General features: G+C 44.5%; 16 protein-coding genes. 4 read left to right on the top strand and 12 right to left on the bottom strand.

Annotated features, from left to right (window positions below; genetic code table 11):
* Positions 1-745: 745 nt before the first annotated feature.
* Positions 746-1,345 carry a tyrosine-type recombinase/integrase gene (locus tag FE392_RS05685; RefSeq protein ID WP_319929260.1) on the bottom strand — a complete coding sequence of 200 codons (600 nt, stop codon included), beginning with the start codon at positions 1,343-1,345 and terminating at the stop codon, positions 746-748.
* Between the two features lie 999 nt (positions 1,346-2,344).
* On the opposite strand from FE392_RS05685, the gene FE392_RS05680 reads away from it, so the two are divergent.
* The 4 genes from FE392_RS05680 (at position 2,345) to FE392_RS05665 (ending at position 8,438) form a co-directional block, all read left to right on the top strand.
* Positions 2,345-5,344 (top strand): inverse autotransporter beta domain-containing protein, encoded by a 3,000-nt coding sequence (locus tag FE392_RS05680; protein ID WP_319929259.1) that lies wholly within the window; start codon positions 2,345-2,347, stop codon positions 5,342-5,344.
* A 257-nt stretch (positions 5,345-5,601) separates the two neighbouring features.
* The gene (locus FE392_RS05675) at positions 5,602-7,299 is read left to right on the top strand and encodes a LytS/YhcK type 5TM receptor domain-containing protein (protein ID WP_319929258.1); all 1,698 of its coding nucleotides are present in this window, start codon (positions 5,602-5,604) and stop codon (positions 7,297-7,299) included.
* Positions 7,300-7,301: 2 nt separating this feature from the next.
* A complete protein-coding gene (gene btsR / locus FE392_RS05670) occupies positions 7,302-8,021 on the top strand; it encodes a two-component system response regulator BtsR (RefSeq protein WP_319929257.1) in 720 nt (239 codons plus the stop codon).
* A 15-nt stretch (positions 8,022-8,036) separates the two neighbouring features.
* Positions 8,037-8,438, top strand: a complete 402-nt coding sequence (locus FE392_RS05665; protein WP_319929256.1) for a hypothetical protein — start codon at positions 8,037-8,039, stop codon at positions 8,436-8,438.
* A 90-nt stretch (positions 8,439-8,528) separates the two neighbouring features.
* Here the strand turns inward: FE392_RS05665 and FE392_RS05660 are convergent, their stop codons facing one another.
* The 11 genes from FE392_RS05660 to rimP all read right to left on the bottom strand — a co-directional run bounded on the left by FE392_RS05660 (position 8,529) and on the right by rimP (position 22,157).
* Positions 8,529-9,419, bottom strand: coding sequence for a hypothetical protein (locus tag FE392_RS05660; protein WP_319929255.1), 891 nt, complete (start codon positions 9,417-9,419; stop codon positions 8,529-8,531).
* 398 nt (positions 9,420-9,817) lie between these two features.
* On the bottom strand, positions 9,818-11,752 hold the full coding sequence (locus FE392_RS05655; protein ID WP_319929254.1) for a DEAD/DEAH family ATP-dependent RNA helicase: 1,935 nt from the start codon (positions 11,750-11,752) through the stop codon (positions 9,818-9,820).
* Complete coding sequence (locus tag FE392_RS22230) at positions 11,742-11,816, bottom strand: hypothetical protein (protein WP_489686875.1); 75 nt, start codon at positions 11,814-11,816, stop codon at positions 11,742-11,744. The genes FE392_RS05655 and FE392_RS22230 overlap by 11 nt, the downstream gene beginning before the upstream one ends.
* A gap of 105 nt (positions 11,817-11,921) precedes the next feature.
* Positions 11,922-12,806 carry a lipoprotein NlpI gene (gene nlpI / locus FE392_RS05650; RefSeq protein WP_319929253.1) on the bottom strand — a complete coding sequence of 295 codons (885 nt, stop codon included), beginning with the start codon at positions 12,804-12,806 and terminating at the stop codon, positions 11,922-11,924.
* Between the two features lie 191 nt (positions 12,807-12,997).
* Positions 12,998-15,136, bottom strand: coding sequence for a polyribonucleotide nucleotidyltransferase (pnp, locus tag FE392_RS05645; protein WP_319929252.1), 2,139 nt, complete (start codon positions 15,134-15,136; stop codon positions 12,998-13,000).
* 201 nt (positions 15,137-15,337) lie between these two features.
* Positions 15,338-15,607, bottom strand: coding sequence for a 30S ribosomal protein S15 (rpsO, locus tag FE392_RS05640; protein ID WP_092508243.1), 270 nt, complete (start codon positions 15,605-15,607; stop codon positions 15,338-15,340).
* A gap of 204 nt (positions 15,608-15,811) precedes the next feature.
* Entirely contained in the window at positions 15,812-16,759 is a 948-nt protein-coding gene (truB, locus tag FE392_RS05635) for a tRNA pseudouridine(55) synthase TruB (RefSeq protein WP_319929251.1), read from the bottom strand.
* Positions 16,759-17,169, bottom strand: coding sequence for a 30S ribosome-binding factor RbfA (gene rbfA / locus FE392_RS05630; RefSeq protein WP_319929250.1), 411 nt, complete (start codon positions 17,167-17,169; stop codon positions 16,759-16,761). Before rbfA ends, truB begins: the two co-directional genes overlap by 1 nt.
* Positions 17,170-17,371: 202 nt before the next feature.
* Entirely contained in the window at positions 17,372-20,149 is a 2,778-nt protein-coding gene (gene infB, locus FE392_RS05625) for a translation initiation factor IF-2 (RefSeq protein ID WP_319929249.1), read from the bottom strand.
* Between the two features lie 25 nt (positions 20,150-20,174).
* Positions 20,175-21,683, bottom strand: a complete 1,509-nt coding sequence (gene nusA / locus FE392_RS05620; protein WP_092508251.1) for a transcription termination factor NusA — start codon at positions 21,681-21,683, stop codon at positions 20,175-20,177.
* A gap of 21 nt (positions 21,684-21,704) precedes the next feature.
* A complete protein-coding gene (gene rimP, locus FE392_RS05615) occupies positions 21,705-22,157 on the bottom strand; it encodes a ribosome maturation factor RimP (RefSeq protein ID WP_319929248.1) in 453 nt (150 codons plus the stop codon).
* Positions 22,158-22,325: the final 168 nt, after the last annotated feature.

Below are 22,325 nucleotides of genomic sequence, written 5' to 3'. Positions count from 1 at the left end.
AAGTCGAATTAATTGCTGAATTAAAACATTTGGTTACCATGATAACCATGACTAACCATATGTCATCTAATTGTTACCAGTTAATACATATTAACGCTAATGTCATTCTTTACAAGAAATAGATTTTTGTAAGAGGTGAAAAGGCAGCTTCAAAGTGAGAAATGCAAATTATTATGAAGAAAAATTTCACATTTTAATTTCATAATAATTTATGACGACATTCTATACATTAATTTCATTAAAACATCAGGGCAATTCCTCTATCAATCAATTCTAACCAGATTTTTAATTATTAAAATCCCATTGTATTTTCATGAAAGAATAAAAGGAATATTTATATATTATTTTACTTTTCATTATAGAATGATAAAAAATAACACACTATAATAATAAAAATACAATAATTACAATGAGAAATAAAAACACTTTATATTAAAGTTATATTATCCCCCCCTGTAATATTACGATACCTTTATGGAGAAAATAAAAAAACCGGATAGATACAGTGATCTCTCCGGTTTAATTCATATTAATTGACCGAATATTTATTCTATCCAGGCACGGCGTTATTCAAAAATCACGCTATTCGAAAATAGACTTACAAACCCTGTTATTCACAAACGAGTTATTCAAAAGCTATGTGTAATTTACAGATAGCATTTGGGATCATTGCAAAGAAAAGTGTATACCCTATGGTTTCGAATGGCGTCGGGCTGCAATAACCCTCTTTCATATCAGCCAGCCATTAAGAGATAAAGTATGCATTGCCTTCTATTTTTAGCTTCTGCTTACGTTGCCAGGCCTTCTGGAAACGTTCTGGGTTACTCGCGGTATAATGCATAGTGTGACGAATATTCCGGTGCCCCAGATAATCCTGAATCAGACGCGTATCCAACCCTTGGTTAGCCAATTCAAACCCACAGGAATGCCGCAATTTATGAGGATGCAACTTGATGGATAGCCCCGCTTTTTCGCCATATCTTCCCATTAATACATGCACCCACTGGCGGGATAATCTTCCTCCTTTGCGCGAAGGAAATAACCACGGAGAAGACAAGTATACTGAGTTGCAGTTTCTGACCTGCAACCACTTTATGATAAGCGCTTTTTCCATTGTTGAGATGGGATGTGTCGTCGAAAAACCGTTTTTTAATCGCTTTATATAAATGGTTCTTCCTGTGATATCGATATCGGAGACTTTTAATGCAGTCAACTCGCTCACACGCAGGCCATGAATATAGGTTAAGTACAACAAACACTGATCGCGTTCTTTATTTACAGAATTATTTAATGTTAATACAGCAAAAACACGCGTCCATTCGTCTTGTGTGATGTATTTTCTCATGACAATCTCCAATAAAACGAACCCAGCACTACTCCAATTTCATACTTTGAATTTGAACAAAACATCAACATGGTAAGAATATCGATAGCTCTATTACTTTTGCAGCAAATAAGATTTCCCCTGACAGAAAAATATCTGTTAATAATTAAGCGGCGATTATTTTTTAGCCTATCACATAAAATGTTATGCCTTATTAATTATATGACCTATATACAAATTTGCAGAATATAAACCACATCTAAATCACAAAAAACATATTAACTGGTTGTAAAGCATGATGAACAGCGGTGACAACCTTACATAATAAATTCTTAACACCATTAATAGACTACTTTTTGATCTATGAAAAATAATTCATCAATTATAAATAGCCATTTATGATAAAAATTAATATCGCAATAGTGTTACGTGATTAAGTACTGTACATTACATCACCAATGATGACAGGAATAAGAAAAGGGAAAATACACACAAAGGAGAGAAATAATAGAACCCGATAAAATGCGTAAATACATCATATTTTTTTATATTTTATGCAATTTTATTCCGATAGGTTTGATAATATATAGATAATATAAAGGAAAACGATAACTATTTGTTTTTACTTAACTAATGAAATAAAACATATTTTATTTTCTAATATAATATCTTATTCCATCAAATCTATTTTTTCCTCTATTCTTTTATTTGTTCAAAATGATTTATCACAAAAGTTATATTGATCGTTAAATGATTTTATGCTGGAATAAAAAACCTCTCAAAGAGCAAATTTCAGATCAATAATCTGGGCATTGCCATGCAACAAAATTTTTTAACTGCTTTGAGATATCTTTGATCGGGCAATGACGTGTTGTCATTTTTAATTTCGTCATTACCTGATGTCGTTCCTCCTGATTACATGACTCATGACCAGCTATAAATAACAGGTAATATCCTGAAATGGATAGGTTTAATGCTGGTTATCGTTTGATGTTTTTTGATTGTTACAGGTTTACAATTATGAACAAAAAATTCGATAAGAAGTGGTTGCAAAACCAGCAAATCCTGCTGAAACGTGTAGCTTGGGTAAACATTTTCACCCAGCTTGTGTTTCCAGTAGTTGGTGCACTCACTCCCTCTATCGCAACGGCTAAAACACACGCAATTTTTCAGAATAAAAATGGAAAATGGGAAATACCCACCGAGCCTTATTTTCTTAAATCTGGGGAAACTGTTGGTATCGTCGCTGCACGTTACGGGCTGACAGTAAATGATCTGGAAAAAATCAATCAACAACGTGTCTTTAATAAGCCTTTTATAAAACTTGCGGCTGGCAGCGAAATTGATGTGCCAGAACCTCGACAGAATAAATTCCTGCCCTTTAACTATTCCGCATTAGAACAAACCACCACAACGGATGAAAATTCCCGCCGCTTGGCCGAGGTTGTTTCTCGTGTCGGCAGTGTGCTGGCCAGTGAAAATAGTGAGAAAAATGCTGTCGGGGAGTTAAGCAATCTGGCAGTAGGAGAAGTGAACCAGCAAATTCAAGATTGGTTGGGGCGCTATGGTACTACACATATACAGGCCAATATCGATAGCCACGGCCACCTGAATGGCAGCCAATTTGATATGTTGCTGCCCCTGTATGATACTTCCAACCAAATCACTTTTACCCAATTAGGATTACGCCGTATCGATAAACGCAGCACCGTTAATATTGGCGTCGGGCAACGCCATTTTTTCCACGATTGGATGTTGGGGTATAACGCTTTTATCGATCATGATATTACCGGTGATAACAGCCGGTTTGGCCTGGGTGCAGAATACGCCCGCAATTATCTGAAACTGAGTACAAACGGCTACTTTCGCCTGAGCAATTGGAAAGAATCCCGCCTGCTGACTGATTATGATGAGCGCCCAGCCAACGGATTCGATTTGAGGGCACAAGGTTACTTACCCGCATACCCACAACTTGGTGGAAAGCTCGTGTATGAACAATACTTTGGGGATGAAGTCGGGTTAATCAACAAAGATCACCGCAGCAAAAACGCCTCTGCATTTACCGCCGGAATCAATTATACCCCTATCCCATTACTGACCTTCGGTGTTGACCGTAGACAGGATATGTCCGGTAGCGGAGAAACCCGGTTCAATATGGAATTGAATTATGAAATCGGTACACCGTGGTCAAAACAGGTTGATCCGAATGCCGTAATGTCTAAACGCACTCTGCAAGGCAGCCGCTATGATCTGGTTGATCGCAATAACCAGATTGTGCTGGAGTACCGCAAGCGTGAAGTGATCTCTTTAATCATGGAAAACCTGATCATCGGCCATGACAGCGAGACTAAGCCTCTGAATGTCAGGGTAAACAGCAAGTATGGATTTAAAAATATCCAATGGAATAAAGCCAGTCTGGTTGCCAACGGTGGTGACATAGTACATCAAGGCGGCACGCACTATTTGCTGACTCTGCCGAGATACCACTATCAGGGCAATAATAGTTATACCGTAGGTGCCGTGGCCTATGATGAGCGCGGTAATGCTTCCAAGCAAATGGAAATGGAAGTTCAGGTGCTTCCCGCAGAAATCAATGTCAATCAATCGACTTTCATCGCGAAAGATCAGGAGATGGCCGCAGATGGTCATTCCACCACCCGTCTTACCCTTACTTTGAGAAATAAGGATAATAAACCGATCAGCGGTATTGCCTCGAATATTAAATTGCTCACTAACGATTTAAGTGGAGAAGGCAGCGCACCGACGATTGAAAACATGAAAGAAACTCAACTGGGTGTCTATGAATCCCGATTAGTCGCGGGTGAAAAAACCGGGGTACTGAAAATTACGCCACAAGTGGACGGGATTACCATCAAGCCCGCTGAAATCTTGTTCGTGCATCCTGACGCCCCGATTGTCAAAAATCTGACCCTCGTTGGTAAGTTAGAGATGGGACAGAAACTGAGTGCCACTTATACCTTTAGCCCCAATCATGGCGATACAACAGATAAGTCCCGTTATATATGGGGTAATAAGGGAACTACCGACATAACCCAAGGCCATACAATCACTGAATCGGGTAAAATTCCTGACCTTATCTTGACTCAGGATGACGCAGGAACAGTGAAAGAGATTGTAGTTCAGGCTCAGAATGCACTTGGAATTATCGGTAATACAAAAGCCATTGATACCAGCATGAGTGCCGAACAAGGCAATCATACTCATGATGGCGGAAGAAACGGTACTGTCAGAGGGCTTGCCGATAAAATGACGATCTCACTGAGCGCCGACAAGGTCAAAAGAGACGACCCAATTACCCTGAAAATCCAGACATTCAATCATGGGCAGCCCGTTAAGAATGTGGCAACCAGAATCAAAGCCATCAAGGCATTGAACCGTCAGGAGCATAACGAAAAAATTACCCTATATCTCAATGGAGATATCGGAGAAACCCAAGATTATACGGGTGATCAAGGTGTACTTTCTGTTCACGTGGTTGATCCTCTCGGACTTGGGGTAAAAACGACACTGTCTATTGCAGCAGACGGCACCGTTTCTTCCGAATCAAGAGATGTGACTTTCACGGTAGCCACCAGCCCCGATGTGTCGGTAGCGAATTATTGGGGACATATGGCTGACACCATCACCGTTAATGGTATTACTTTTAAACGTCCACCACTGGAAGCAGAACTGGTCAGAGATAAGGAACACAGGCATGAAACCATTTTTACTGAATACGGTGAAATATGGCCACGCCGCATGAATACAGGTGCCAATTGGTTCTGTAAGCTGACGAACAATACTGTACCGACAAAAAATGATTTTCAGAATCTGTACCAAGCCTATCCTGAAAACAGAATTCATGAGCAATTCGGTTGGCCACAAGACCGCTCTTACCGGACTTCAACGCCGGGAGTTAGCGATGAAGGGAAGGATGCTCATTATGCAGTGAACATCAGCGATGGATATGAGCACGTCATTGATGAAGATGTCACTGATTATGTTTCCTGTAAGCAATAATCTGCTTATTTGCGAACGGCGAAAAACAACTGACGAAAATATCCGCCCCAATCCGGGCGGATAATCCCACCTCACACGATATCACTCGATTTATCGCCAACCAGTTGCTCACTATTTTCAACCGTTCATTATCAACAACTTGCCAACTATGGTTTGTTAGCAACTACTTACACACAATGTCCGACAATGCCCTATTGACGAGGTTAAATTCCACCTTTGATAATGACTGCTTCAATTTATTAATCACTCATAAAGATATGTATGAATTTAATCTTGTGTTGTTATTGCTTCAGCAGATGTGCGTCTATCTGGTGATCGCTTGGCTGCTGAGTAAAACACCACTCTTCATCCCCTTGCTGCAAGTTACCGTTCGCTTGCCACACAAGTTGATGTGTTACGTTATTTTTTCTATTTTTTGCATTATGGGCACTTATTTCGGGCTGAATGTTAATGATTCAATCGCGAATACCCGTGCTATCGGTGCAGTACTGGGTGGCTTTCTCGGCGGGCCAACGGTAGGCGCAATGGTAGGATTTACCGGAGGGTTGCACCGTTATTCTCTCGGAGGGATGACTGCATTCAGTTGTATGGTATCCACGATTGTAGAAGGTGTATTGGGTGGGCTGGTACATAATTACCTGATGAAACGGGGACAGATTAATAAATTATTGAACCCGTGGACGGCCGCCATTGTGACTTTCTTCGCTGAATGCGCCCAAATGGGCATTATTTTGCTGTTGGCAACACCTTTCGATGAAGCGCTGGGTTTGGTGAAAAATATCGCAGCCCCCATGATTATCGCCAATAGTATTGGTTCAGCCATGTTTATTCGCATTCTGTTGGATAGGCGCGCTATTTTCGAAAAATACACCAGCGCTTTTTCTGCCCAGGCGCTGAAAATTGCTGTTTGCACAGAAGGGATATTGCGTAAAGGATTCAATGAAGATAACAGCATGCGTGTAGCAAAAGTCATTTATCAGGAGCTGGAAATCGGCGCTGTCGCTATCACAGACAGGGAAAAATTACTGGCGTTTATCGGCATTGGCTCTGACCATCATCTGCCCGGAACGCCCATTGCTTCTGAGCAATCCCGCCGGGCCATTGAAAACAATGAAGTCGTGTATGCTGATGGTAATGAAACGCCCTACTGCTGCTCACTTGACCCCACTTGTAAACTTGGCTCCGCCCTTGTGATCCCTTTACGGGGAGAAAACCAGCAGGTAATCGGCAGCATCAAACTTTACGAGGCTAAAAATCGTTTATTCAGTTCAATCAATCGCACACTGGGTGAAGGTATTGCCAGTTTGCTCTCTGCGCAAATCCTTGCCGGACAATATGAACGCAATAAGCAATCTTTGCTGCAATCAGAAGTGAAGCTGCTTCACGCGCAAGTAAATCCTCACTTTTTATTTAATGCCCTAAACACATTACAAGCAGTAATTCGCCGGGATAAACAGCAGGCAGGGCAGCTAGTACAGTATCTTTCAACATTTTTCCGGAAGAATTTGAAGCGGCCAGAAGAAATCGCCACACTGGAAAATGAAATAGAGCATGTAAATGCTTACTTACAAATCGAGAAGGCACGTTTCCGTGAGCACCTACAAATCACCATAGAGATACCAAAATCCCTGCTCACGGCAAAATTGCCTGCGTTCTCGCTACAACCAATGGTCGAGAATGCCATTAAACACGGTACATCACAGTTGCTCGATATAGGAAGAATTACCATAAGAGCCTATCAGGAAGACAGTTTACTGATAGTGGAAATAGAAGATAATGCGGGACTTTATTGCCCCAGACAAGCAGGAGATGGACTTGGGATGAGTCTGGTAGATAAACGTTTGCAGCTTCGTTATGGTAAGCAGTATGGCATCAGCGTTAATTGCCAATCAGAAGAATTTACCCGTGTCATTTTACGTTTACCACTAGAAAAAGAGGCTGAAAAGGCGGCGTAAATATGAATGTATTGATTGTTGATGATGAGCCGTTAGCTCGCGAGAATCTACGTTGTCTACTGGAAGAAGAAACAGATATCCAGATCATTGGTGAATGTGCAAACGCTGTAGAAGCGATTGGAGCCATCCATCGCCTGAAACCGGATGTCGTTTTCCTCGATATTCAAATGCCCCGCATTACCGGGTTGGAAATGGTCGGTATGCTCGATCCAGAACATCGCCCTTATATTGTTTTTCTGACAGCATTTGATGAATATGCAGTGCAGGCATTTGAGGAACATGCGTTCGATTATTTATTGAAGCCGCTGGAAAAAGAACGTTTGGACAAAACATTACAGCGGCTGCGCTCTGGCTATCAAAAACAAAATCTGGCGGTATTGCAACGCGAAGATGAACACCTGAAATATATTCCTTGCACAGGACACAGCCGGATATGGTTGGTGCCGCTGGATGATGTTCTGTATGTCACTTCCCGCTTGAGCGGTGTGTATGTGATGAGTGCTAACGGGCAAGAGGGTTTTACCGAGTTGACGTTACGGACGCTGGAGAGCAGGACGCCATTAACTCGCAGCCACCGTCAATATCTGGTCAATATGAGCCATTTACGGGAAATTGTCTTCGGAGAAAACGGTCAAGCTGAGCTGGTTCTGAGCAATGATGGGCGTATTCCGGTTAGCCGTCGCTATTTACGGCCCTTGAAAGAGGAATTGGGGTTAAATTAAACAGAGGAGGTATTTTTGGCAGATTTTTATCTCAAAATCAAAACAAACCACATGATCCTGAAAGACCTTAAAACTCAAAAAGAATTAGAGATTAAAGGTAACTTCAGTACCTCACGTTTGTTGGTTGGTGACTTTTATGATGCAGAGTATCAGTTGTCTACATTAGTGAATCAACATGGTTTCCGTGAAGGATTAAGGGGATGGCTAGACAGGAGGCACCGGGTCGTTATTCATCCTTTGGATCAAAGTGAAGGCGGTCTGTGTTCTGTAGAAGAGCGTGTTTTACTGGAAGTCACTCATGGTGGTTTCAGAAGCTATATAACGAAAATGGTGATTCATCAAGGTGAGCGCTTACTTTCGGATATCGAAATCAAAGAAAAATTGAAATCCAGTCCCAAAAGACCTAAAGGTCACTAACAACCACAAACTGGCGTAATTGCACGCCAGTTTGCATACAATGATGCCAGTTTGGCTGCATTGGTTTTTACCATCCCATGAGAGCCTCTATCAACTGACCCCATAGTGAAATCTAAAATACTGTCCAAATTTCACTCCAGCCATATTTGGGACTCTAATTTCAACTCTAAAAAGCCCGCGAAGAATATCGTTAAATTCGTCATCAGAACTCGCGCTTAGAATAACTTTTTGATCTTTCGCGTTTAATTCTCGAGCGACTTCTATCATTGATAAAGCCAGTGCGTTTAAAATATCTTTTCGCCCATAAAAACTGAGTGAATGGCGTTTGTAAAGATAGGAACGGTTGCTCAGCGTGTTCTTTCCGTCGTGACTTAATCCGCGTATTTGACAGGTCGGGGTCTTCAATTCGAGTAGATCCAAAAGAGCCATGGAGGAAAAATCGAAAATAGAGTGCGTGAAAGGAATTTTATATAACGTATTTCCGAATCGGCTGCCTTTGCCATCCCTCGGATTTTTGCTGGGTTTAACGCCAATTTCCAATGAGAAAAACACATTATCATCACTTGCAATCATATCTATATCGCGGCGGCTTGTGTTTTCTTCCGGAAATGTAATGTTTTTTTCGATCAGTTTTTTTCTTGAAAATAAAACCAAATCCGCTTGGCTGTTCATGACTTCTTGGCTATTTGTCGCATGAACAGCATAAAAATCAGCAGCTAAAAATCGTCGATAGAAATTTCGCTCATCTATTGTTAACGGATTTAATTTTGCCTTTAAGGCATCAAGGTTTGTTTTTGATAATGCTGGTAAGCCAAGATGCCGTTTATCACACCAAAACAGCCCCGTGTTTATCATTTTATCATTGGTTTTTGTCGCCATTGAATGGCGGTAATGATCTCTGAACTTTGTACCTGCAATGTCGCTTTTCTTTTGGTCTGTCAAATCTTTATTCAACAATGACTGGTAATATTTCTTAAACATTAGAATACCCCCGAATGAATTCAAATTTAACGTTACGGTTTGAAGTTCTGATTTCCCTTCAAGATCAATTGAGTTAAATACAACCCTTGGGTTTTGAATTACAACAAGACGGTAAGGGTGAACTTCCCGCCAGCATAGATAACGATATGTTTATAAGAACGGTATCTGGGGTTCAGTTATAAAAAATGGCAGTTTTAGAAAAAAGCGTAATGTAATGATGAAGCCGAAAAGGTTGCGATTTGAACAATGGTGGATATGAGGAAGTATTCCTACGTGAAAACCTTACTATTCCATTTAAGAAAATAAAAGCCCTTTCTCTTATCCAGAGAAAGGGCTTATTTCAATTTAATCTTACAACGTATTATTTATTGCTAACGCTAGCAACAATCAACGGTGAATTAAACGTTACCACTGCCTTGTGGCTGTTGCTGACGGCGACGTGTTGCTCCGCCATTGGCATCATCGCCGTTGCGACCGCGGAAAGAACCACGCTCACCGCCACCACGACGTTCGTTGTTAAAACGACGACCGCCATTACCAGCGTTATCACGGTCACGACGTTGGCCATTGCCACCGTTGCCGTTTCCATTACGGCCACCACCACGACGCTCACGGCGTTCGAATGGTTGTGCATCACCCATCAACTGCATGTTCAGAGGTTTGTTCAGGATGCGGGTACGGGTAAAGTGAGACAGTAATTCGCCCGGCATTCCTTTTGGCAGCTCAATCGTGGAGTGAGTCGCGAACAGTTTGATATTGCCGATATAGCGGCTGCTGATATCACCTTCATTCGCAATAGCACCCACGATGTGGCGCACTTCAACACCATCATCACGGCCCACTTCAATGCGGTACAGTTCCATGTCACCCACATCACGACGTTCACGACGAGGACGGTCACCTCTGTCGCCTCTGTCATTTCTGTCACCTCTGTCACGCTCACCGAAGCTGTTACCGTTGCGGCGGCGATCATCACGGTCGTTGAATTCACGACGAGGGCGACGGACTGGATCTGGTGGCAGGATCAGTGGACGCTCACCTTGTGCCATTTTCAGCAGGGCGGCAGCCAGTGTTTCCATATCCAGCTCTTCATGCGTGCCCAGTTTAGACAGCAGTGCGCGGTATTGATCCAAATCGCTGCTTTCCAGTTGTTGCTGGACACTGGCAGCAAATTTTTCCAGACGACGCTGACCCAACAATTCCGCATTCGGCAGTTCAACTTCTGGGATTGTCAGTTTCATTGTGCGTTCGATGTTACGCAGCAAACGGCGCTCGCGGTTTTCAACGAACAACAGAGCACGACCCGCGCGACCCGCACGGCCTGTACGACCAATACGGTGTACATAAGATTCTGCATCCATTGGAATGTCATAGTTGACAACCAGGCTAATACGTTCAACATCCAGACCACGCGCAGCAACGTCTGTCGCGATCAAAATATCCAAACGGCCGTCTTTCAAACGCTCAAGTGTCTGCTCACGCAAAGCCTGGTTCATATCACCATTCAGTGCCGCAGAGTTATAACCGTTACGCTCCAGCGTTTCTGCCACTTCCAGCGTTGCATTTTTGGTACGTACGAAAATGATCGCGGCATCAAAATCTTCTGCTTCAAGAAAGCGTACCAGCGCTTCGTTTTTACGCATGCCGTAAACAGACCAGTAGCTCTGGCTAATGTCAGGACGGTTTGTCACGCTGCTCTGAATGCGAACTTCTTGTGGATCATTCATGAAACGACGGGTAATACGACGAATCGCTTCTGGCATGGTTGCTGAGAACAAGGCTGTCTGATGTTCAGCAGGGATCTGGCTCATGATGTTTTCAACATCTTCGATAAAGCCCATGCGCAACATTTCGTCGGCTTCATCCAATACCAAACCTTTCAGGTTGGACAGATCCAATGTTCCGCGTTTCAGGTGGTCAAGCAAACGACCTGGCGTTCCTACCACAACTTGTGGCCCCTGACGCAGAGCGCGCAATTGAACGTCATAACGCTGTCCACCATAAAGAGCGACAACATTCACATTACGCATGTGTTTGGAAAAATCTGAACATGCTTCAGCAACCTGTACCGCCAGTTCACGGGTTGGTGCCAACACAAGGATCTGTGGAGCTTTAAGTTCAGCATCTATGTTATGCAGCAAAGGCAAGCTGAATGCTGCAGTTTTACCACTACCCGTCTGTGCCATGCCCAATACGTCACGGCCATTCAGCAGGTGAGGAATACACTGTTGTTGAATAGGAGAAGGCTTTTCGTAGCCCATGTCTCCCAGTGCAGAAAGAATAGGTGCCGATAATCCTAAATCAGCAAAAGAGATTTCAGTCTCAGTGGTCATGTAATGGTGCCTCATTAATCGTGGCGGCCAGTCTACATAACACAGTGAAAAGAATTTCTGTCATTTTCATTTAAAATGTGAACTGGCTCAAATTATGTTATTAAACGAACAAACAAGCCCTCACCCTTCAAGGTGTGGACTTTAAAATTGTCGTGAAAATGTTCGTCAGCTATTGTTGGTTCGATTCCGATAAGTCATCTTGTCTTTGGCCCAATAATGCCAATTCCAACAATGCATAGCGGTGCTCAACAAAGTTATGAACGTTGTTAGCTACCGTCAGCTTGAATAACGCAGCTGCGCTATCCTCATCCCCCAGACTTAGGTAATGTTTACCTAAATAGAAGTCAGTTTCACTGAGATGCTCAGCGAGCGAAGTGTTATCTGTTGAACTCTGTTTCAAACGCTCCATCAATGTTTTTTCACTGATTTTGCCCAAATAGAATTCAACGATATTCCAGCCCCATAGCCCCCGGTTCGCTTTGTCAATACGATGTGACAAGTTAGTCATTGCAACCTTAGGATCAATTTTTTCTTCCACAAGGTACAACCACAACGAACGGAAGGGATCATTTGGATCGTCTTGATAAAACGCCTGCAGATCATCCTGCGCCAATCGATAGCGGCCACCGTAATACAGTGCAATGCCGCGATTCATTCGCGCGTAGTTGTAAGTTGGATCAAGCTCTAAAACAGAATCAAACGCTTCATAGGCAGAATCAAAATTGCCTGCCTGCGTAAAATAAATTCCCAGATAATTAAAAATCTCTGGAATATCAGGACGGATAGACAAAGCCACTGAAAAATCATTCTGTGCCAATGCCCTCAGCCCGAGACTATCATACAGCACACCTCGTTCATATAAAAGCTGTGCATACTCATCTTCCGTAAGTGAGCGACTCGCAAGTATTTGTTCCATACGAGCCAAGATAACCTCTTGTTGCAATGTTGGCTGTAACGGAATAGCAATAACTTCATTTTTACGCCACTCAGTGCTGCCACATCCCGCAAGGAGAAAAATAGCCGCAACATAACACCAGCGCAGAAAAGAATTCATTTCCCACTCCCGAAGTCAGACATTAATCAGAATGCCCTGCTACTCCACCCACATTGTAAATTTCAGGCATCCTGCCCAAAATTGACTTTCCCTTTATTTTCCGCAAGTAATCATATCATGGGTTACAATTCGGAAAATATTTTGGGAACAAACGGCGCCCTTTTTACAGGACGCCGCTCTTTACGTCAAATTTATTCTACTGATGATTCTGGTGCTTTTGGTTCTTCACCAGCAGCAGAAACTGCTTCTTTCATGCTCAGACGGATACGACCCTGACGATCGATTTCCAATACCTTGACAGGTACTTCCTGGCCCAGTTGCAGGTAGTCAGTCACTTTCTCTACGCGCTTATCCGCGATCTGAGAAATATGTACCAGACCTTCTTTTCCGCCGCCAATGCCAACAAATGCACCAAAGTCAACAATACGGACAACTTTACCGGAGTAGATGCGGCCAACTTCAACTTCAGCCGTAATTTCTTCAATGCGGCTGATAGCGTGACGTGCTTTGTCACCATCAGTTGCGGCAATCTTCACCGTACCATCATCTTCAATTTCGATGGTTGTGCCAGTTTCTTCGGTCAATGCACGGATTACTGAACCACCTTTACCGATCACATCTTTGATCTTGTCTGGATTGATCTTGATGGTGTGAATGCGTGGAGCAAATTCAGAGATGTCATTACGTGGGCTTTCGATAGCCTGTTCCATCACGCTCAGGATGTGCAAACGGGCACCTTTAGCCTGATTCAGAGCAACCTGCATGATTTCACGGGTAATGCCTTCAATTTTGATGTCCATCTGCAATGCGCTGATACCATCGCGGCTACCTGCAACTTTAAAGTCCATGTCGCCCAGATGATCTTCATCACCCAGAATATCAGACAGAACAACAAAGTTTTCGCCTTCTTTAACCAGACCCATCGCGATACCCGCCACAGCGGCTTTAATTGGTACGCCAGCATCCATCAGTGCCAATGACGCGCCACAAACGGAAGCCATGGAAGAAGAGCCGTTGGATTCAGTGATTTCAGATACGACACGAACAGTGTATGGGAATTCGTTAGCGCTTGGCATTACTGCCAGTACACCACGTTTCGCCAGACGGCCGTGACCAATTTCACGACGTTTTGGTGAGCCAACCATGCCGGTTTCACCAACAGAATATGGAGGGAAGTTATAGTGGAACAAGAAGCGATCTGTACGTTCGCCCATCAGTTCATCGATAACTTGTGCGTCACGCTCTGTACCCAGCGTTGCAGCAACCAAAGCCTGTGTTTCACCGCGGGTGAACAAAGATGAACCGTGAGTACGCGGCAATACGCCAGTACGAACGTCCAGAGCACGTACCATGTCTTTTTCACGACCGTCAATACGTGGCTCACCACGCAGAACACGACCACGAACAACATTTTTTTCCAAGGCAGACAGAACATCAAGAACTTCTGATTCTTCTAGTTCAACGCCTTTTTCCGCAGATTCTGCCACGATAATTGCAGAAACTTCTTCTTTGATGATATCAACTTGAGCATAACGCTCTTGTTTTTCCGTAATGCGGTAAGCATCGCCCAGACGGCTTTCTGCCAGTTCTGCAACACGATCATGCAGTGATTGGTTAACAGGCTCTGGTGACCAATCCCACTTATCTTTTCCTGCTTCAGCAGCCAAAGAATTGATGTTATTAATCACAATCTGCTGTTGCTCATGACCAAATACAACCGCACCCAGCATTTGCTCTTCAGTCAGCAGTTCTGCTTCGGATTCTACCATCAGAACCGCGCCTTCAGTACCTGCAACCACTAAGTCCAGACGGCTGTGCTTAAGCTCATCGCTGGTTGGGTTCAGTACGTACTGGTCGTTGACATAACCAACGCGGGCAGCACCGATTGGGCCATTGAATGGAATGCCAGACAGTGCCAGTGCAGCAGATGCACCAATCATAGCAACGATATCAGGGTTAACCTGCGGGTTAACAGAAACCACTGTTGCGATGATCTGAACTTCGTTCAGGAAACCTTCTGGGAACAGAGGACGCAAAGGGCGGTCAATCAGACGAGCAACTAAAGTTTCGCCTTCTCCTGGACGGCCTTCACGACGGAAGAAACTTCCTGGGATACGACCAGCAGCGTAAGTACGCTCTTGGTAGTTAACGGTCAGTGGGAAAAAATCCTGACCAGGTTTTACTTTTTTCTGGCCGACAACGGTAACAAATACCGCAGTGTCATCCATATTTACCATAACGGCTGCTGTCGCTTGACGAGCCATCATGCCGGTTTCGATGGTCACAGTGTGCTGACCATACTGGAATTTACGAACAATCGGATTCAGCAAAATCATTTACCTTTGTTAGTGTTGCCGATTCTCAATCTCAGCAACTATGGATTATATCTTCTTGCTACACCCTCACGACTAATGACAGTGCTCAAGCCATTAAGGACTCTCATTAGCCGCGCGAGTCACTGTAGCGGAAGAGGTTCAGTTTTCTAGAAGAAAAGGGGCCCTATTTGGCCCCTTTCCTCTGAAACTCATCGATTAGCGACGCAGACCCAGACGCTCAATCAGCGCTGTATAGCGAGCCAAATCTTTACGCTTCAGGTAGTTCAGCAGCTTACGACGACGTGCAACTTTTTTCAGCAGACCACGACGGCTGTGGTGATCTTTTTTGTGCTCAGAAAAGTGACCTTGCAATTTGTTGATGTCAGCGGTCAGCAGGGCTACCTGAACTTCGCTGGAACCACTGTCGTTCGCGCAACGGCCAAAATCAACAACAATCTGCGCTTTTGCAGTAGTACTTAGAGACATAGTATAACTCCAAATATGTAGTTTTTTAAAATGACGAGCGCCGATCTCTAATTCAGCAACTCATGTAGACGCGGTATTCTACGCTGCAAATAGATGAAGCGCAAGACAGCACAATCGCCGCCATTCACGACTTCTATACAATTTACGCGCTGAAAATTCCTCATCTGTTATGTCATTAATTAATTTGATATTAATTAATGAACATTACTCAATTTCAGCTTCAACAACCAAACGGCGTGGCGCGACCATTCCATCTTGGTCAATTACAGCGATACCGATGAATTTATTTTCATCCCCTTCGGTAACGCGTACCCATTCGCCAGCAGGCAAATCATGCCCGCTTCTGACTGGCTGCCCCTGCTTAAAATATGATGCAACTATAGATGGCAGATGGATCTGCGGGAAATGTGCGACAGCAGTATCCATTGGCAACAACAATGGATCGAGCAATTCCCCTGCTTCAATTTCCTGATCTTCAGCCTTCTGTTTTAGTTCTTGCAACTGTTCCAGTGTTACCATCCTTTGGTTGGGATAGTTAGCCACTTGCAAACGGCGCAGAAAAATAACATGCGCACCACAGCCCAAAAGTTCACCCAAATCATCAATGATGGTACGGATGTATGTTCCCTTGGAGCAGTGTATTTCCAATTCCAGCTCATTCCCTTCCCAGCGAATGAACTGTAATTCATAAACAGTAATCGGGCGAGCTTCCCGCTCAATTTCAATGCCTTGACGGGCATATTCGTACAGCGGCTTCCCTTGATGTTTCAGGGCCGAATACATTGAGGGAACCTGCATGGTATCGCCACGGAATGTATCCAGTGCGGCATCTAGCTGTGCTTGGGTAATGTGTACTTCACGTTCACTAATGACAGTGCCATGTGAATCCGAAGTATCTGTACGCTGCCCCAATCGAGCAATCACCCGGTAGCGTTTGTCAGAATCCAGCAAAAATTGGGAAAATTTGGTGGCTTCACCAAGGCAAATCGGAAGCATGCCTGTCGCCAGTGGATCTAGCGCGCCTGTATGACCTGCCTTGTTGGCATTAAAAATCCGCCTTACTTTCTGTAACGCATCATTGGAGGAAATATCCTGTGGCTTGTCCAGCAACAGTACACCGTGTATTGCACGGCCTCTACGACGGCGTCCCATTATTTTTCCTCATTGCGATCCGTAGAACCCCGACGTTGCTCATCATTTTTTACAACGTTGCTAACCAGGTTCGACATACGCATCCCTTCCACCAAGGAACTGTCATAAGAAAACGTCAGTTCAGGCACAATTCGCAGGCGCATCGCTTTCCCCAACAGGGAACGAATAAAACCTGATGCTTCATTCAACGCCTTGATGCCTTCATTGACCTGGGATTCATCGTGACCGTCTATCAGTACATTCAAAAAGGTTACGAAAACCTTAGCGTAGGCCAGGTCACGGGAAACCTCAACACCAGAGACAGTCGCCATACCGATACGCGGATCTTTGACTTCACGCTGTAAAATGATGGCAATCTCTTTTTGCATTTCCTGTGCAACGCGCTGAGTACGGCTATATTCTCTTGCCATTGTTGTATCTCCTGACATTTTGGGGGGCATTAAGCCCCCCAAGAATGGAATGAATCTATTGGTATCCCCTTCATCTTTCAAATTGCTGCTTTGTTGGCTTCGCTCTTTCACTCCAGTCACATAGCTATCTATGTTCCTGGAGATTCATTCTCTTGCCGCCTCGCTGCAATTCAAAATCTATTGGGTATAAATTTTGGTGGTATTAATCGATGGAGCGTTTAACTTCAATCACTTCGAAGACTTCAATCATATCGCCAACGCGAACATCATTGTAGTTCTTCACACCGATACCACATTCCATACCATTACGGACTTCGTTAACGTCATCCTTAAAGCGGCGCAGGGATTCCAATTCACCTTCGTAAATCACCACGTTATCACGCAATACACGGATTGGGTTATTACGTTTGATGTTACCTTCAGTCACCATACAGCCTGCGATTGCACCAAATTTCGGTGACTTAAATACGTCACGAACTTCAGCCAGCCCCATAATCTGCTGTTTGAACTCAGGTGCCAGCATACCGCTCATTGCCTGTTTGATTTCGTCAATCAAGCTATAGATAACGGAGTAGTAACGCAGATCCACACTTTCACTCTCGATGACACGGCGTGCGGAAGCATCAGCACGAACGTTGAAGCCCAGAATGATTGCGTTAGATGCGGCTGCCAGAGTTGCATCAGTTTCAGTGATACCGCCCACGCCAGAACCGATAATTTTCACTTTCACTTCATCGGTAGACAGTTTCAGCAGTGAATCGCAAATTGCTTCACAGGTGCCCTGAACGTCGGTTTTCAGTACGATGTTCAGCTCAGATGCCTTACCTTCTTCCATGTTAGCAAACATGTTTTCCAGTTTAGATTTCTGCTGACGAGCCAGTTTCACTTCACGGAATTTACCCTGACGATACAGAGCAACTTCACGCGCTTTTTTCTCGTCACGAACAACAGTCGCTTCATCACCTGCTGATGGAACATTGGACAGACCCAAGATTTCCACAGGAATTGATGGGCCAGCCGAAGTTACTTCGCGGCCAAGCTCATTGCGCATCGCACGGATACGGCCATATTCGAAGCCACACAGAACGATGTCACCTTTGTTCAGAGTACCTGACTGAACCAGAATGGTTGCAACTGGGCCACGGCCTTTATCCAAGAAGGATTCAATGACCACGCCGTTCGCCATGCCGGTACGCACTGCTTGCAGTTCAAGAACTTCAGCCTGAAGCAGAATCGCTTCCAGCAATTCATCAATACCAATACCTGCTTTAGCAGAAACGTTGATGAACTGAGTTTCGCCACCCCATTCTTCAGAAATGACGCCATACTGAGAAAGTTCGTTCTTAACGCGATCTGGATCGGCTTCTGGCTTATCAATTTTGTTCACTGCAACAACCACAGGAACATTCGCAGCTTTCGCATGCTGGATAGCTTCTATCGTCTGAGGCATTACGCCGTCATCCGCAGCCACAACCAGAACCACGATATCCGTTGCTTGTGCACCACGAGCACGCATTGAAGTAAACGCAGCATGGCCCGGAGTATCCAGGAAGGTGATCATACCTTTTTCAGTTTTTACGTGATATGCACCAATGTGCTGGGTAATCCCGCCTGCTTCTCCAGAAGCCACTTTGGTGGAACGGATGTAGTCCAGCAGAGAGGTTTTACCGTGGTCAACGTGACCCATGATGGTCACTACTGGCGCACGGGATTCTGCTTGGGTTTCACCCGTATCACGATCGCTCATCAGCGCTTCTTCCAGCTCGTTTTCACGACGCAGGATAACTTTGTGCCCCATTTCTTCGGCAACAACTTGCGCAGTTTCTTGATCGATAACTTGGTTGATCGTTACCATTGCGCCCATTTTCATCATGGTTTTGATGACTTGGGAGCCTTTGACAGCCATTTTGTTAGCCAGTTCAGCAACAGTAATTGTCTCACCAATCACGACATCACGGTTAACCGCCACGACAGGTTTGGTAAAGCTTTGCTGCAACGTACTAGGTTTACGCTGCTTACCCTTAGTACGGCCTACAGCGCGTGCTTCTTCGCGATCAGCTTTAGATTCAGAATGTTTGTTATTCTTCTTCTGGCGGGTAGCTTTGCCTCCGCGGGAGCGGGAACGGCGATCGCCTTCAACCTTGGCGTCGTTTTCGTCTTCCGCATCACGAGCGTAACGGGAAGTAGTTACGTGGTAATCACTGTTTTCAGTAGTATTAGCATCAGAATCATTAGACCATTTGTCTTTATTTTCTTCTGCCATCCGACGAGCCTCTTCTGCAACACGTTTTGCTTCAGCTTCAACCTTACGGCGCATTTCTTCTTCAGCTTTGCGTTTTAAATCTGCTGCTTCAGCTTCACGGCGCGCTTTTTCATTTAGCGCGGCAGAATCATTCTGAACTGATTTTGATTTGTTTTCGGTATGTTGCTTAGTCACTTTTTCTTTTTCCGCCGCCTTGCGGTGAGACAATTCAGCCTCTACGCGCTTGGCTTTTTCTTCTGCTTCACGTTGAGCGCTCACTTCAGCTTCACGCTTCGCTTTTTCTTCAGCTTCACGTTTAGCTTGCTCTTCCGCGAGTTTTTTCGCTTCAGCTTCAAGCCGCGCCTTCTCTTCTGCCTCGCGCCGAGCTTGCTCCTCCGCTTCACGCTTCGCCTGCTCTTCCGCTTTAGATTCTTCAATCACATCGCGGTTTACATATGTGCGCTTTTTGCGGACTTCAATCGCTACCGATTTACTTTTGCCACCGGTGCCAGGGACGTTCAATGTACTACGCGTTTTACGCTGTAGTGTCAATTTACCTGGCTGGCCGCCAGAACCACCTTGTTCGCGGTTCAAGTGAGCCAGCAAAGATTCTTTTTCTTTCTGGGAAACAGAGTCAGTTGCGGTTTTCTGAATGCCAGCATCAGAAAATTGCTGGATTAGACGCTCTACCGATGTCTGGATCTCTTCTGCCAGTAATTTTACGGTTACCTCTGTCATTCTGTTCCTTCCTGCTACAGTTTATTTATGCATCATCGCCAAACCAACAGATATTACGGGCCGCCATAATGAGTTCTCCTGCTTTCTCATCATTCAGTCCTTCGATGTCAGATAAGTCGTCGATACCCTGCTCGGCAAGATCTTCCAGAGTACAGATGCCACGGGCAGCCAGGTTAAACGCCAAAGTACGTTCCATGCCAGGCAGATTCAATAAATCTTCGGCAGGTTGCTGGTCACCAAGGCTCTCTTTTTGAGCCAGTTCCAGCGTAGTCAAGGCCGCTTTTGCTCGTTCACGAAGAACTTCAACGGTTTCCTCATCAAGACCTTCTACTGCCAGAAGTTCATTGATTGGCACGTAAGCCAATTCTTCCAGTGTAGAGAAGCCTTCCTCGACCAATACGGTGGCGAAATCTTCATCAATGTCGAGATGCTTAGTAAAGGTATCAATAGAAGCGTGTGCTTCTGCTTGATGTTTCGCTTGCAGCTCTTCCGCAGTCATGACATTCAGTTCCCATGAATCATCACCACGATGCTTTTTCAATAGTTGTGCCGCCAGACGAACGTTTTGACCATTACGGCCAATCGCCTGAGCAAGATTGCTGTTTTCAACAGCTACATCCATTGTGCAGTTATCTTCATCTACCACGATAGATGCGACATCCGCCGGAGCCATTGCATTAATGACAAACTGCGCAGGGTTATCATCCCACAGCACAATGTCAATTCTCTCACCGCCCAGTTCGCTGGAAACAGCTTGTACCCTTGCACCACGCATACCAACACACGCACCAACCGGATCGATACGCTTGTCATTGGTTTTTACTGCGATTTTAGCACGGGAACCTGGATCACGGGCGGCCGCTTTGATCTCAATAATCTCTTCGCCGATTTCAGGCACTTCGATACGGAACAGCTCAACCAGCATCTCAGGACGAGAGCGGGTGATGAAAAGCTGTGCACCACGTGCTTCAGGGCGAACATCATACAGTACGCCACGCACACGGTCGCCCGGACGGAAGTTTTCCCGTGGCAACATATCTTCACGCAAAATAACCGCTTCTGCGTTATTACCCAAATCCAGAGTAATATTTTCACGGTTCACTTTTTTGACCTGAGCAGTCACAATTTCACCTTGCTGCTCACGAAATTGCTCAACGACCATCGCACGTTCAGCTTCACGTACTTTCTGTACGATAACCTGTTTAGCTGTCTGGGTTGTAATGCGGTCAAAAGTCACTGATTCAATTTGGTCTTCAATATAACCACCCAGATCAATTTCTGGGTCTTCATATTTTGCTGCATCCAGCGTGATTTCACGAGTTGGCAGGGTGACTTCTTCAACCACTAACCAACGACGGAACGTATCGAAATCACCAGATTTACGATCAATACAAACGCGGACGTCGATTTCCTGTTCATACTTTTTCTTGGTGGCTGTCGCCAGTGCAATCTCTAATGCTTCGAAGATTTTTTCGCGAGGGAGAGATTTTTCATTAGAAACCGCTTCCACAACAGCCAGAATTTCTTTATTCATCCTAGTTGCCTCATCCGAACTTTAAAAGTGGGGTACCAGGTTCGCTTTCTGGATGTTGCTCAGTGCGAACACTTCGTCTTTTCCATCCACCGTAACCGTAATCATTTCACCATCAACAGCCTTGATGATACCTTGCCATTTGCGGCGGTTCTGCATTGCCATGCGTAAAACCAAACTGACTTCTTCCCCTAAGAAACGCTGATAATGTTCAGCCTTAAATAGCGGACGCTCAAGCCCCGGCGAAGATATTTCCAGGTTATAAAGCACCGAAATCGGATCTTCAACATCAAGCACTGCACTGACCTGGTGGCTAACATCAGCACAATTATCAACAGTGATACCTTCTTCACTATCGATATAGACCCGCAAAGTTGATACTCGTGCGCGAATAAACTCCAGGCCCACTAATTCAAAGCCCAAAGCTTCAACTGGTGCTGAAATCATCTCTGTTAATTTTTGCTCTAATGTGGACAAGCCCACCCCCAAGACATAAAAAAAGGGCTATATTAGCCCAGTAGTTCTGCTGTCAAATAACAAAAAACCCCGATACTCGGGGCTTTATGCAACTGGACCCTATTTACTGCCAGTGGTCTCAACCAGCTTCTTTCTATACCTTTCAAAGCAACTTTGCAAATTAGGATC

The organism is Xenorhabdus santafensis, from assembly GCF_033949405.1.
GTDB lineage: Bacteria > Pseudomonadota > Gammaproteobacteria > Enterobacterales > Enterobacteriaceae > Xenorhabdus > Xenorhabdus santafensis.
The sequence above is the reverse complement of the archived record's forward strand: the minus strand, read 5'-3'. Positions and strand labels throughout refer to the sequence as shown.